At 73.2% G+C, this 12,371-nt stretch carries 13 protein-coding genes; 7 read left to right on the forward strand and 6 right to left on the reverse strand.

Annotated elements, in window-relative coordinates; genetic code table 11:
* Positions 1–24 precede the first annotated feature (24 nt).
* Positions 25–855 carry a DeoR/GlpR family DNA-binding transcription regulator gene (locus ACFYQQ_RS14490; RefSeq protein ID WP_355794304.1) on the forward strand — a complete coding sequence of 277 codons (831 nt, stop codon included), beginning with the start codon at positions 25–27 and terminating at the stop codon, positions 853–855.
* Positions 856–963: 108 nt separating this feature from the next.
* Complete coding sequence (locus ACFYQQ_RS14495; protein ID WP_355794305.1) at positions 964–1,443, forward strand: SRPBCC family protein; 480 nt, start codon at positions 964–966, stop codon at positions 1,441–1,443.
* A gap of 302 nt (positions 1,444–1,745) precedes the next feature.
* Here the strand turns inward: ACFYQQ_RS14495 and ACFYQQ_RS14500 are convergent, their stop codons facing one another.
* The gene (locus tag ACFYQQ_RS14500) at positions 1,746–2,870 is read right to left on the reverse strand and encodes a PLP-dependent cysteine synthase family protein (protein ID WP_356238417.1); all 1,125 of its coding nucleotides are present in this window, start codon (positions 2,868–2,870) and stop codon (positions 1,746–1,748) included.
* 312 nt (positions 2,871–3,182) lie between these two features.
* On the opposite strand from ACFYQQ_RS14500, the gene ACFYQQ_RS14505 reads away from it, so the two are divergent.
* Together ACFYQQ_RS14505 and ACFYQQ_RS14510 are read left to right on the forward strand one after the other, a co-directional pair.
* The gene (locus ACFYQQ_RS14505; RefSeq protein WP_355794171.1) at positions 3,183–3,506 is read left to right on the forward strand and encodes a hypothetical protein; all 324 of its coding nucleotides are present in this window, start codon (positions 3,183–3,185) and stop codon (positions 3,504–3,506) included.
* A gap of 182 nt (positions 3,507–3,688) precedes the next feature.
* On the forward strand, positions 3,689–4,204 hold the full coding sequence (locus tag ACFYQQ_RS14510; RefSeq protein ID WP_356165709.1) for an ATP-binding protein: 516 nt from the start codon (positions 3,689–3,691) through the stop codon (positions 4,202–4,204).
* A 32-nt stretch (positions 4,205–4,236) separates the two neighbouring features.
* Here ACFYQQ_RS14510 and ACFYQQ_RS14515 read toward each other — a convergent pair whose 3' ends face one another.
* From ACFYQQ_RS14515 to ACFYQQ_RS14525, 3 genes are read right to left on the reverse strand one after another with little or no spacing between them, the layout of a single operon-like run.
* Complete coding sequence (locus ACFYQQ_RS14515) at positions 4,237–6,798, reverse strand: ABC transporter permease (protein ID WP_388904660.1); 2,562 nt, start codon at positions 6,796–6,798, stop codon at positions 4,237–4,239.
* Positions 6,795–7,571, reverse strand: coding sequence for an ABC transporter ATP-binding protein (locus ACFYQQ_RS14520; protein ID WP_355794790.1), 777 nt, complete (start codon positions 7,569–7,571; stop codon positions 6,795–6,797). The genes ACFYQQ_RS14515 and ACFYQQ_RS14520 overlap by 4 nt, the downstream gene beginning before the upstream one ends.
* Complete coding sequence (locus ACFYQQ_RS14525; protein ID WP_355794788.1) at positions 7,568–7,858, reverse strand: SHOCT domain-containing protein; 291 nt, start codon at positions 7,856–7,858, stop codon at positions 7,568–7,570. The genes ACFYQQ_RS14520 and ACFYQQ_RS14525 overlap by 4 nt, the downstream gene beginning before the upstream one ends.
* 188 nt (positions 7,859–8,046) lie before the next feature.
* Between ACFYQQ_RS14525 and ACFYQQ_RS14530 the strand changes: the two genes are divergently transcribed.
* From ACFYQQ_RS14530 to ACFYQQ_RS14540, 3 genes are read left to right on the forward strand one after another with little or no spacing between them, the layout of a single operon-like run.
* Positions 8,047–8,607: a TetR/AcrR family transcriptional regulator gene (locus ACFYQQ_RS14530; protein WP_388904663.1), complete on the forward strand. Its 561-nt coding sequence runs from the start codon at positions 8,047–8,049 to the stop codon at positions 8,605–8,607.
* Positions 8,608–8,659: 52 nt separating this feature from the next.
* Entirely contained in the window at positions 8,660–9,244 is a 585-nt protein-coding gene (locus ACFYQQ_RS14535; protein ID WP_355793943.1) for a DUF4865 family protein, read from the forward strand.
* Complete coding sequence (locus ACFYQQ_RS14540; RefSeq protein WP_355793945.1) at positions 9,241–10,149, forward strand: phosphotriesterase; 909 nt, start codon at positions 9,241–9,243, stop codon at positions 10,147–10,149. The genes ACFYQQ_RS14535 and ACFYQQ_RS14540 overlap by 4 nt, the downstream gene beginning before the upstream one ends.
* A gap of 21 nt (positions 10,150–10,170) precedes the next feature.
* On the opposite strand, the gene ACFYQQ_RS14545 is transcribed toward ACFYQQ_RS14540, so the two are convergent.
* Positions 10,171–11,412, reverse strand: coding sequence for an ROK family protein (locus ACFYQQ_RS14545; protein WP_356165719.1), 1,242 nt, complete (start codon positions 11,410–11,412; stop codon positions 10,171–10,173).
* A gap of 139 nt (positions 11,413–11,551) precedes the next feature.
* Complete coding sequence (locus tag ACFYQQ_RS14550; RefSeq protein ID WP_355795841.1) at positions 11,552–12,226, reverse strand: alpha-ketoglutarate-dependent dioxygenase AlkB; 675 nt, start codon at positions 12,224–12,226, stop codon at positions 11,552–11,554.
* Positions 12,227–12,371 lie beyond the last annotated feature (145 nt).

The following is a 12,371-nucleotide window of genomic DNA, read 5'->3' on the forward strand; positions in this document are numbered from 1 at the left end:
GAGGCGAAAGGAACCGGAGCGGACGTGAGCGAGAATCAGAACCTCCTCGCGGAGCAGCGGCGCAACCTCATCCTCGACGAGGTACGCCGTCGCGGCGGAGTCCGCGTCAACGAACTGACCCGCAAGCTCGGCGTCTCGGACATGACGGTCCGCCGCGATCTCGACGCGCTCGCCCGCCAGGGTGTGGTGGAGAAGGTGCACGGCGGCGCGGTCCCGGTGGTCGAGGCGAGCACGCACGAGCCGGGTTTCGAGGCCAAGTCCGGTCTGGAGCTGACGGCCAAGGAGGACATCGCGCGGACCGCCGCCGGGCTGGTCGCCCCCGGCACCGCCATCGCGCTCTCCGGTGGCACGACGACGTACGCGCTCGCCCATCAGCTCACCGACGTGCCCGACCTGACGGTGGTCACCAACTCGGTCCGTGTGGCCGACGTGTTCCACTCGGCGCAGCGCGTCTCGGGCCAGCGGCAGGGCGCGGCCACGGTGGTGCTGACCGGCGGGGTGCGCACGCCCTCCGACTCCCTCGTCGGACCCGTGGCCGACCAGGCGATCGCGGCGCTCCACTTCGACGTGCTCTTCCTCGGCGTGCACGGCATATCGGTCGAGGCCGGCCTGTCGACGCCGAACCTGGCCGAGGCCGAGACGAACCGGCGGCTCGTGCAGTCCGCGCGGCGTGTCGTGGTGATCGCCGATCACACCAAGTGGGGCACGGTGGGCCTGAGTTCCTTCGCCACGCTGGACCAGGTGGACACCTGGGTCACCGACGCCGGGCTGCCGGCCGAGGCGCGCGAGGAGATGGCGGAGCATCCCACCCGCCTGATGGTGGCGGGCGAACCCGCGGACGATACAGACATCTGACGGGCCGCCAGCTAAGGTGGCGCCGCCCGGGGCACGGCCGCCCCGGGCATGCCTGGGCACGCTCGATACCGCCCGGGATTCCGTTCCCGCCAGGGGGGTTGCGCATCCATGGCACGCCGTCTGCGCCCGGTCGGACTCGACTTCGTCGAGCTGGCTCCGCTCCGCCTGGTCTTCGCACGCGAGGTCACCGCGCCTCCCGACGCCGTCTTCCGCGCGCTCGCCGAGGACGTGTCGGGCTGGCCGGAGTGGTTCTCGGCCGTGACGCTCGCCCGGCCGACGCCGGACGGGGCGGGGCGCGAGGTCCGGCTGAAGGGCGGCACCCGCTTCGAGGAGACCGTGCTCGCGGCCGAGGCACCGCGGGTGTACGCGTACCGCGTGGACGTGACGAACGCGCCGGGACCCCGTGCGCTCGCCGAGGAATGGCGGCTCACGCCCGCGGGGTCGGGCACCCGGGTGCGCTGGACCTTCGCAGCCGACGGGGCCGCGCCCTTCCGGCTGGCACTCGGACTGGGACGGGCGGGCCTGGGCCGCGCCTTCAAGGACGCGGTCGTGGCACTGGACCGACGACTGACCACCACGGCGGCTTGAGCGCGGGCGGTCGCCCGCGCGGGCGACTCGCCGAACGCCGGGGCGCCCGAGGACACGGCACATCGGTGACCAGCGGCGGCATGTCCTCGGCGAGGCCGGCGCCGCGCGCGGCGGCCGCCGGCCGTTCGTCGGGGTGGGCGGCGGGGCGGCCCGCGTTCGCTTTTCGCGGCGGGCTCGCGGCTGCCTTCCCTCGGGGCAAGCGGGTGCTGTCAGGCCCCGCCCGTACCCCCACCGGCGCCCGCTGAAGAACCTCACGGCATCGGCAACCGACGTCCCGGACGGGACCGTCGGGACCCTGCCCGCTAGTCCGCCCAGACGCCCGTGAGCAGCAGCGTCTCGATCGCCTCGGTGTACGGCGTGATGTCCAGCCCCTGCTGGGCCAGCCACGCGTCCGAGTAGTACTTGTCCAGGTAGCGGTCACCCGGATCGCAGATCAGGGTCACCACGCTTCCCGTACGGCCCTCGGCCACCATCTCGGCGACGATCTTCAGCGCGCTCCACAGACCGGTGCCGGTCGAGCCCCCCGCCTTGCGCCCGATGGCTCGCTCCAGGGCGCGGACGGCCGCCACGCTGGCCGCGTCGGGCACCTTCATCATCCGGTCGATGGCGCCGGGCACGAAGCTGGGCTCCATCCGCGGCCGGCCGATCCCCTCGATGCGTGAACCGCAGTCGGTCGTGACGGCCGGATCGCCGGTCGTCCATCCCTCGAAGAAGCACGAGTTCTCCGGATCGGCGACACAGATGCGGGTGTCGTGCTGCATGTAGTGCACATAGCGCGCGATGGTCGCCGAGGTGCCGCCGGTCCCGGCCGTGGCGACCACCCACGCCGGTTCGGGGAAGCGTTCCAGTTCCAGCTGGCGGAAGATGGACTCGGCGATGTTGTTGTTCCCGCGCCAGTCCGTGGCCCGCTCGGCGTAGGTGAACTGGTCCATGTAGTGGCCGCCGGTCTCGACCGCGAGGGCGGCGGACTCCTCGTACATCCGGCGCGGGTCGTCCACGAAGTGGCACTGCCCGCCGTGGAACTCGATGAGCCGGCACTTCTCGGCACTCGTCGTACGCGGCATCACCGCGACGAAGGGCACGCCGATCAGCTTCGCGAAGTACGCCTCGGAGACGGCCGTCGACCCGCTGGACGCCTCGATGACTGGGCGTCCGGGCCGGATCCAGCCATTGCAGAGGCCGTAGAGGAAGAGCGAGCGGGCTAGCCGGTGTTTGAGGCTCCCGGTCGGGTGGGTGGACTCGTCCTTCAGATACAGGTCGATGCCCCACCGCTCGGGCAGCGGGAAGCGCAGCAGGTGCGTGTCGGCCGAACGGTTGGCGTCCGCCTGGACCTTGCGGACCGCTTCTTTGAGCCAGGCTCGATACGCGAGGTCGCTGTGGTCGACGTCGAGGGTCTGTCCGGTCCGGGTCGAGGGAGTGATGCTCACGGCGAGGCTCCTTACGCGTTGCGCCGACGCCGGTTCACATGGTCGGACACCTCGATCATAGGCACCTTCCTCACGCTTCTCACCTGCATAAACGCATCTTTGGGCAGCTCAAAGGAGGGCCTGGGGGGCGGGGCGCGCGGCGCCGGGGGCGCATGCTCGTGAGTGCTCCCACCGACCGGCAGGACGTCGTCGTACGTACTGGTGCTCGACGCCGGTGGCGGGCAGACTGCAGGCACGGGGATGCTTCACTGGATCAAGAACCACGCCGAGCACGACGGAGCGGCGGCCGAACACGCGAGGGGGCGGAGCATCATGGCGGATCCGGAGTTCACGGCCACGGGCGTGCGGATCGGGAAGAGGCTGCGCTCGCTCACCCGGGCCGGACAGGTCCGGATCAACGACGGCAGGCTCGAGTTGCTCACCAGCTACGGCAGCGAGATCGACAGCGCGCCGGTCCAGGCGGTGCGCGCCTCGAAGCCGTGGTTCGCCCATGACGACCGGGCGTCGGCCGACCTCAACGGCACGCGCTACCAGCTCACCCTCGGGGAACACGATCCGGCGCCGGGAAAGCCCGGCCCGCCCTCCGCCCGCCGGTTCATCGAGGCGGTCCGCAGGGCGGCGGGACGCAGCAGTTGAACGGGGCGCGAGTTGCGGGACGGCATTCCCTGGGTCACGCTGATGTCACGTCACTCTGGGTTTACCGGCGATAACGCTGCGAACCAGCCCGCCGGCCATCACAGCAGGCGGTCGTTCCACGCAGCCATCTGCTGGATTCGATCTCCGTCTTCTTCCGGACCTCAATTCGGGGAGTCGCAGCCGTGATCAGCCAGCCAAGCAGGCATTGCACGGTGGGGCTCCAAGCCCTGCCCTCGCGGATCGGCCAGGTCCGCAGAATCGTATCTGCGCAGTTGCGCTACTGGCATCTGGACCAGTTGATAGACCGCGCAGCGCTCGGCGTCACCGAACTTCTGACCAACGTTCACCGGCACGCCGAGCCCGACAAGATGTGCACCGTGGAGATCGAGTTCCTGCTCGACCGGCTCACGGTCTCGGTGCACGACAACGACCCGCGTCTGCCCGTCGTGGAGGACCCGGAACTCTTCGCCACCTGTGGTCGCGGCCTCGCCATGGTCGCCGCCATGAGCGAGAGCTGGGGTGTGCGGCCGAACGGAGAATCCGGCAAGGTCGTGTGGTTCACCCTGCCGGCTCACTCCGCCGCGGCGACTCCGGTGCGGCCGGCGTACGCCACCGCTCTCGAGGCGCCTGTGCGCAGGTTCGGTTCGGAAGCGCGCAGGCCCGAACACGCTCCCGCCCGGTCCGCCGTTGTCGGCTGACCGGGCGGTGACCTCCGCGTCGCGGGGACGGGTCACTCGGTGGCGATGGCGCGCAGCACGTCGAGGCGTGCCGCCCGCCGGGCCGGGCGCAGACCCGCGAGCGCTCCGGCCGCGAGGCCCACCAGCGCCACCACCACGAGCTGCACGGGCGGCACCGCGAAGGCGAAGTCGCTGTCGGAGGCTCCGTCCGAGGCCTTCACGAGGACCCAGCCGAGGAAGCCTCCCAGCGCGAGCCCGCCCGCCGTGCCGAACGCTGCGACCAGGACCGACTCCCAGCGGACCATGGCGCGCAGTTGCGCCCTGGTCTGTCCCACGGCCCTCAACAGGCCGAGTTCACGGGTCCGTTCGTGGATCGCGAGCGTCAGCGTGTTGGCGATGCCGAGCAGCGCGATGAGTACCGCGAGGGCGAGCAGCGCGTAGACGAGGGTCAGCATCATGTCGATGCCGGCCGCCGAGGACCGCGCGTACTCGTCGCGGGTCTGCACGTCGGGGTTGCCGTACGCCGCCGCGGTCCGCTCCACCGCCGCCGTGCCCTCGGCCGTGCTCACGCCGTCCGCGAAGGAGACGGCGACGAGCGTGTCGGAGTCCTGCGTGCGGTGCGGGGCCCAGGCGGCACGGGTGATGACGTAGTCACCGGCGAGTTCCGAACGGCCGTAGACCGCGCGGACGGTGAAGGTCTTCCGGTCGCCGTCGGTGAAGGTGAGGCGGGTGGTGTCGCCCGTCGTGAGGCCCTGCCGGCCGGCCTCCTCCCGGGTGACGGCGATCCCGTCGGTACCGAGGCGGTCCAGTGATCCGTCCACCCGGCCGAGGTCGAAGACCTTGCCGAGGGTGACGGGATCGGTGACGGTGAGGGCCCTTCCCTCGCCGTCGACCTCGGCGACCCCGCGGCCGAGTCCCACGGCGTTCTCGACGCCGGGCTGCCGTGCGATCGCGGGGGCCAGCTTCGGGCTGAGCCCGCTGCCGCCCGCGCCGAAGGACGGGGTGCTGACGACGACGTCGCCCGCGAAGGAACGCGAGACCGTCTGGTCCATGGTCGCCTTCAGCGAGGCGCCGAACACCGTGAACAGCGAGACGACGGCGATCCCGATCATCAGCGCGCTCGCGGTGGCCGCGGTGCGCTTGGGGGTGCGCAGCGCGTTGCGCCGGGCGAGAGCGCCGGTGACGCCGCGCAGCCGGTCGAGGGGGATGCCGATGACCCGTACGGCCGTGCCGGCCGCGACGGGCCCGAGGACCACGAAGGCAGCGAGGGCCAGGACGGCGCCGGAGCCGGCGAGCCACAGCGACGGCGCGGCGAGGACGCCGACGAGGGTCGCCGCGAGGGCGAGCGCGGCCAGGGAGCCGCCGACGGCGGCACGTCCGCGTGAGGCCCCGGACCGGTCCACCGCCGTCTCGCGCAGTGCGGCCAGCGGTGCGGTCCGGCCCGCCCGGACGGCGGGCAGCACGGCCGACCCCAGGCAGACGAGCACGCCGACGGCCAGGGGCAGCAGGAGCGAGAGCCCGCCGACGACCAACGCGCCGTCCGGGAACGGGAATCCGATGGCGGGGAACAGCGCCTGCAGTCCGGCGGCGATGCCGACGCCGCCCGCGAGGCCGGCGGCGGAAGCCGTGACGGCGACCGCGCTCGCTTCGAGCAGCGTCGCGGCGGTGACCTGGCGGCGGGATGCGCCCAGTGCGCGCAACAGGGCGTTTTCGCGGGTGCGTTGGGCGACGACGATGGCGAACGTGTTGTGGATGGAGAAGGTCGCGACGAGCAACGCGACGCCCGAGAAGACCAGCAGGAAGGTGGTGAAGAGGGTCAGGAACTGGCTGGAGATCATGTCGGTGTTCTCCTCGGCCGATTCCTGGCCGGTGATCGCCTCGACTCCCTTCGGCAGCACCGGGGTCAGCCTCTCGACGAGTTCCCGCTGGCCGGTGCCGGGCGCGGCCCGCACCTGGATGGCCGCGGCCTGGCCCGGCCGGGCGGTCAGGTAGGTCTCGGCGTCGGCCCGTGTCATGCCGGTGAAGGTCACCTGGGCCATGCCGTCCTCGCCGCCGAAGGTCGCGAGGCCGACGATCGTCACCTTCACGGGGTCCGGGGTGCGCAGCGTCGTGGTGTCGCCGATCTCCAGGCCGCCCTTCTTCGCGGCTCCCCGGTTGATCACGACTTCGCCGCTCCTGGCGGGTGCGCGGCCCTCGGCGAGACGGTACGGGTTGAGTCCGGGGTCCGTGATCCAGTTGCCGGCCACGGTGGGCGGGCCCTGGCCGCCGACGGGTTCGCCGTCGGCGCCGACGAGCTGGCCGGCGCCCTGGATGTCGGGTACGGCGGCCGCGACTCCGGGCGTCCGCTCGATCGCCGCCGTCAGTGCGGTGTCGATGGGCCGGCGTTCGCCCTGGCTGTCGCCGGGTGTGGTGATCGTCGCGGCGTTGCGGACGACGGCGTCCGTGCCGCTCGTCGCGTTGCCGAACATCGTGTCGAACCCGGCGCGCAGGGTGTCACCCATGACGAGCGTGCCGGTCAGGAAGGCGACGCCGAGGAAGACCGCGAGGAACGTACCCGCGAAGCGCCGCTTGTGGGCTCTCAGGGAGGCCGCGCCGATGCGGACGGAGGCGTTCACGACGGCGCCCCCTTGCTGTCGAAGGCCTTCATGCGGTCGAGGACCTTGTCGGCGGTCGGTGCCTCCATGCGGTCGACCAGGCGGCCGTCGGCGAGGAAGATCACCTCGTCGGCGTGGGCGGCGGCGACCGGGTCGTGGGTGACCATGACGACGGTGCGGTCCATCGTGCGCACGGCCCGGCCGAGCAGGCCCAGCACCTCCTCGCCGGAGCGGGAGTCCAGGTTGCCGGTGGGTTCGTCGGCGAAGACGACGTCCGGCCGTCCCGCGAACGCCCGTGCCACGGCGACCCGTTGCTGCTGCCCGCCGGACAGTTCGGAGGGTCGGTGGTGGAGCCGGTCGCGCAGGCCGACGACGTCGACGAGCGCGTCGATCCACGCGGTGTCGCCCCGCTGCCCCGCGAGGTCGACGGGCAGCGTGATGTTCTCCGCGACGGTCAGCGTCGGGACCAGGTTGAAGGACTGGAAGACGAAGCCGACGCGCTCGCGCCGCAGGAGGGTGAGCCGGCGGTCGTCGAGTGCGCCGAGTTCGGTGCCGCCGATGAAGGCCGCTCCCGAGGTGAGCGTGTCCAGGCCCGCCGCGCAGTGCATGAGGGTGGACTTGCCGGAACCGGAGGGCCCCATGATCGCGGTGAAGCGGCCGGCCGGGAACCCGACGCTCACCCCGTCCAGGGCCCGTACCGCGGTGTCACCGGAGCCGTACACCTTGACGGCTCCGGTGACTCGCGCGGCGTGGCGGGTGGTGGTCGCCTCGGTGGCCGCGGGTGCGCCGCTCATACCGCGCCGCCCTTGCCCGTGCGCCCGAACTGCTCGTCCAGGACGGACAGCCGGCGCCAGTACTCGTCCTCGTCGATCTCGCCGGCCGCGAAGCGGCGGCCGAGCACGGCGATCGGCGAGTCACCGGCCGGGCGCCCGCCGTCCGCCGGACGCCAGGGACCGCCGCGGCCCAGCCGGGCGGTGCGGCGCAGGACGGTCACCGCGCCGACGACGACGGCCGCCCAGATCAGCGGGAAGAACAGGATCCACGGGCCGGGGCCGCCGTCCCAGTTCGCCAGGGTCTGCATCTCGGTTCATCTCCTCGGTGGGTGTCCTCGTGATGTTCCGAGCCTGGCTCCGGGAGGGGGTCCGAGTCGTCGTACGGCCAGCGGCAGTGCGCGTACCTCCACGGGAGTACGCGACGGTCGGCCGTCTGCTCCCGGCGGCCGCGGCTGCCCCGTCGACGGCTGTACCTACTAGTATGTACAGTACGGTCATGAGCACCCCGGAGCGACTGATCGAGTCCACTCGCGAGCTGCTGTGGGAGCGCGGCTACGTGGGCACCAGCCCCAAGGCGATCCAGCAGCACGCGGGCGCCGGACAGGGCAGCATGTACCACCACTTCAAGGGCAAGCCCGATCTCGCCCTGGCCGCCATCCTCCGGACCGCCGAGGAACTGCGGGCCACCGCCGAGGACGTACTGAGCACGCCCGGGACGCCGTACGAGCGCATGGCGGCGTACCTGCGGCGCGAACGCGACGTGCTGCGCGGCTGCCCCGTCGGGCGGCTCACGATGGACCCGGACGTCATGGCGAGCGAGGAGCTGCGCGCGCCCGTCGACGCGACGATCGACTGGCTGCGCGAGACGCTCGCCGGGATCGTCGAAGAGGGCAAGGAGCAGGGCCAGTTCGCGCCCTCCCTCGACGCGGAGGAGGTCGCCGCGACGATCGTCGCCACGGTCCAGGGCGGGTACGTCCTGGCCCGCGCGTCCGGCTCACCCGCCGCGTTCGACACCGGCGTCCGGGGACTGCTGGCCCTCCTCGACCCCGCCCGCTGAGCCACGGCCGGTCGCTCCGACACCCGCCCCCGCAAAGCCACTTGGAGGCACCGTGCACGCCATGCAGTACGAACTGACACTGCCCGCCGACTACGACATGGGCGTCGTCCGCGACCGCGTCTCGCGGCTCGGCCACCGGCTCGACGACTGGGACGGCCTCGGATTCAAGACCTATCTGATCCGCGAGCGGGGTGTGCACGGCTCGCCGGTCAACCAGTACGCGCCCTTCTACCTCTGGAACACCGTGGAGGGCATGAACGCCTTCCTCTGGACGGGCCCCTTCCAGGGCATAGTCGACGACTTCGGACGGCCCGTGGTGCAGCAGTGGACGGGCCTCTCGTACGAGGAGGGAGTCGCCGGCGGCTCCCCCGCCGCCGTCGCGGTGCGGTCCGCCCGGCCCCTGCCCGAGGGCGTCCCGCTGTCGGAGGCGGCGAAGGACGCGGTGCGGGAGACGGAGCGGCTGGCCTCGCTGGACGGCGCCGTCTGCGCGGCCGCCGCCGTCGACACCCGGAACTGGGAGACGGTGCACTTCTCCGTCTGGGCCCATGACACCCCCGAGGCCGTCGGCGAGGTGTTCCAGGTGCTGCACATGTCGCAGCCCGGGCGGGGCCTGCTCCCCCGGGGGCCGCGGTGGTGAGCACGGTCCGCACCGTCCTGGGCGACCTGCCTCCGGAGCGGCTGGGCGTGTGCGACGCGCACGACCACGTCTTCTTCGGCAGCCCCCAGCTCCCCGGCCAGGAGTTGCGCGACGCCGCCTCCGCGCGGGACGAACTCACCGCGTTCCGGGCGCAGGGCGGCGCGAGTGTCGTCCAGTGGACGCCGTACGGGCTCGGCCGGCGGGTGGCGGATCTGCCGATCGTCTCCCGGGACACGGGAGTTCACGTCGTCGCGGCGACCGGACTGCACCAGGCGGCGCACTACGCGCCCGAGATGCTCACCGCACTGCGCGGCAGACTGGCGGAGCTGTTCGTCACGGAACTGACCCGGGGCATCGGCACGACGGGGGTCCGGGCCGGCCTGATCAAGGTCGCCGGGGGCTTCCACGCCCTGGACGCGCACGCCCGCTGGACGATGACCGCGGCGGCCGAGGCCCACCACGCCACGGGTGCCCCCATCGCCGTCCACCTCGAGCTGGGCACGGGCGCGCTCGACGTACTCGACCTGCTGTGCGGCGAGTCGGGGGTGCCGCCGCACCGGGTGATCCTCGGCCATCTCAACCGGGCACCGGATCCGGTGGTGCACCGCCAGGCCGCCGAGGCGGGCGCCTATCTGGCCTTCGACGGCCCCTCGCGCGCCCACCACGCCACGGACTGGCGCATGCCGGAGGCCGTACGGGCCCTCGCCGAGGCCGGGTTCGGCAATCGCCTGCTCCTGGGCGGCGACACGACGACCGCGGCCGCCCGCTCCGTCGACGGCGGTCCGGGCATGCCGTATCTGCTGCGGCGCGTCCGGCCGCGTCTCGAACTCGCCCTCGGCAGGGAGCTGGTGGAGCGGGTGTTCACCGAGAATCCCGCGCGCGCGTTCTCGGTGGAATGGACCTGACGGCGTCGTCCCGCCGGTGGATCAGGCCTCGGCGAGGGCCGTCAGCGGGTCGTCGAGGACCGGCTGCCAGGCCAGCTCGGCGGCGCCCACCAGGCTGTTGTGGTCCAGCGTGCAGGCGAGGATCGGCACGCCGCCGCTCTGCCCCCACAGGCTGCGGTCCGCGACGACGGCACGCAGCCGGTCGGGGTCGGCGTCGAGCAGGGTGCGGTGCAGCCCGCCGAGGATGATGCGGTCGGGGTTGAGGATGTTGACCAGCCCCGCCAGGCCGAGCCCGAGCCGGTCGATCAGCGCCTCGGTGGCGGTGCGCACCGCCGGGTCCGCGTACTGCCCGCGGATCAGGTCGTTGGACTGCTGGAGCAGCGAGACCTCGGGACCTGGGTCGCGGCCGGCGGCGTCCAGGAACGCCAGCGGGTCCGCCTCCACGTCGAGGCAGCCCCGGCTTCCGCAGTGGCAGGGGCGTCCCTCGGGGTTGACGGTGAGGTGGCCGACCTCCAGCGCGAGGCCCGAACTGCCCGTGTGCAGGCGCCCGTCCAGCACCAGCGCACCGCCGACGCCCCGGTGCCCGGTCGCCACGCACAGCAGGTCGCGGGCGCCGCGGCCGGCGCCGTGCCGGTGCTCGGCGAGGGCGGCGAGGTTGACGTCGTTGGCCGCGAAGGCGGGCCCGTGGATCCCGGCGGCGCGCACACGCTCGGCGAAGATCTGGCGGACCGGCGAACCGGCGGGCCAGGCGAGGTGCAGGGGGTTGAGGGCGAGACCGTCCGGTTCGGCGACCGCCGAGGGCACCGCGAGACCGGCGCCGACGCAGCGCCGACCGGTCTGCGCCAGCAGTTCGGCGCCGGCCTCGACGACCGAGCCGAGGACCTTCGCCGGGTCGGCGTCGACGGTCTCGCAGCCGGGCGCGGTCGCGACGATCCGGCCGCCGAGACCGACCAGCGCGGCGCGGAACCCGTCGGCGTGGACCTGCGCGGCGAGCGCGACGGGACCGTCCTCGGCGACCTCCAGGCGGTGCGAGGGGCGTCCCTGCGAACCGGCGGCCGCTCCGGGACGGGCGTCCACGCGGATCAGGCCGAGCGCCTCCAGCTCGGCGGCCACGGCGCCGGCCGTCGCCCGGGTGACGCCCAGTTCGGCGGTGAGGACGGCACGGGTCGGCGCACGCCCGGTGTGCACGAGCTCCAGCGCGGGTCCGAGGGCTCCACGCCCCCGGTCCAGCCGCGTCCGCGTGTTCCCTTCCCCCGCCGCCCGGGGGCCCGCCTTGCCGTTCATGAGGGCGAGTCTCCCATGATCCGGACGACCGGTGGCCCGTCCGGGGTGCGCCGGGAGGCGTCCCCGCACTCCCGGCGCGGCGCCGGCCTCGATACCCGTACCGGAGGGGCCGCGGCCGTCTCCGCGTCCTGCGACTCGCTCACGTGCGTGCGACGGGCGGATCCTGGAAGCCGCCGACCCGCAGGGTGACGTTCAGCCGGCCCGTGAGTCCCAACTCGCTCGGCCCGGTGCCCGCGTGCACCCGGGGAACCCCGTGGTAGGCCGACCGGGACGGGCCGCCGAAGACGAAGAGGTCCCCGCTGCGCAGCTCGACGTCCGTGTACGGCCGGGTCCGCGACTCGGTGTTCCCGAACCGGAAGACGCAGCTGTCGCCGAGGCTCAGGGACACCACCGGCGCGTCCGACCTCTCGTCGCTGTCCCGGTGCATGCCCATGCGGGCGTCGGCGTCGTAGAAGTTGATCAGTGCGATGTCGTGCGCCTCGGAACCGGCCGGCTGCGGGCCGAGGGCGTCCTCCACCGCCCTGCGGCCGAGGTCCGCCAGCCACGGCGGGAACGGCTTCACCGGGGAGCCGTCGCCGTCGACCACGGTGGGCGCGTACCCGTAGGGGTACCAGTGCAGGCCCAGGCAGACCTGCCGCGAGGTCATGGTGCCGCCGCCGGGGGTGCGCACCGTGCGCAGGCCGGCCGGCGGCCTGGCCCACTCCCGGCAGGCGGTCAGCAGCCCCAGCTGACCCTCGAGGTCCAGCCAGTCCGGCAGGTGCACGGCGCCCGGCGCCACCTCCGTCCGCCCGCGCGGAAACAGCTCACTCTCCATACCTTCCATCATCACGCAGCCGTCACGCGGACCGGCGACGACGTGGTGTCCGGCCCGTTCCCGTGGCCCGCCGCCCGGGCCGGCGTGCCTCCCCGGCCGCCGCCGGGCCACCGGGACCGGCTCTGAGCTGCGGCTCGGATAGCCT

This window comes from Streptomyces sp. NPDC005496 (genome assembly GCF_042872045.1).
In the GTDB taxonomy this organism is placed as follows: Bacteria; Actinomycetota; Actinomycetes; order Streptomycetales; family Streptomycetaceae; genus Streptomyces.

Bases quoted from the DNA above. Each gene is read 5' to 3' on its own strand.
- ACFYQQ_RS14495 (WP_355794305.1), top strand. From the start codon at position 964: ATGGCACGCCGTCTGCGCCCGGTCGGACTCGACTTCGTCGAGCTGGCT.
- ACFYQQ_RS14505 (WP_355794171.1), top strand. From the start codon at position 3,183: ATGGCGGATCCGGAGTTCACGGCCACGGGCGTGCGGATCGGGAAGAGG.
- ACFYQQ_RS14520 (WP_355794790.1), bottom strand. From the start codon at position 7,571: ATGAGCGGCGCACCCGCGGCCACCGAGGCGACCACCACCCGCCACGCC.
- ACFYQQ_RS14525 (WP_355794788.1), bottom strand. From the start codon at position 7,858: ATGCAGACCCTGGCGAACTGGGACGGCGGCCCCGGCCCGTGGATCCTG.
- ACFYQQ_RS14530 (WP_388904663.1), top strand. From the start codon at position 8,047: ATGAGCACCCCGGAGCGACTGATCGAGTCCACTCGCGAGCTGCTGTGG.
- ACFYQQ_RS14545 (WP_356165719.1), bottom strand. From the start codon at position 11,412: ATGAACGGCAAGGCGGGCCCCCGGGCGGCGGGGGAAGGGAACACGCGG.
- ACFYQQ_RS14550 (WP_355795841.1), bottom strand. From the start codon at position 12,226: ATGGAGAGTGAGCTGTTTCCGCGCGGGCGGACGGAGGTGGCGCCGGGC.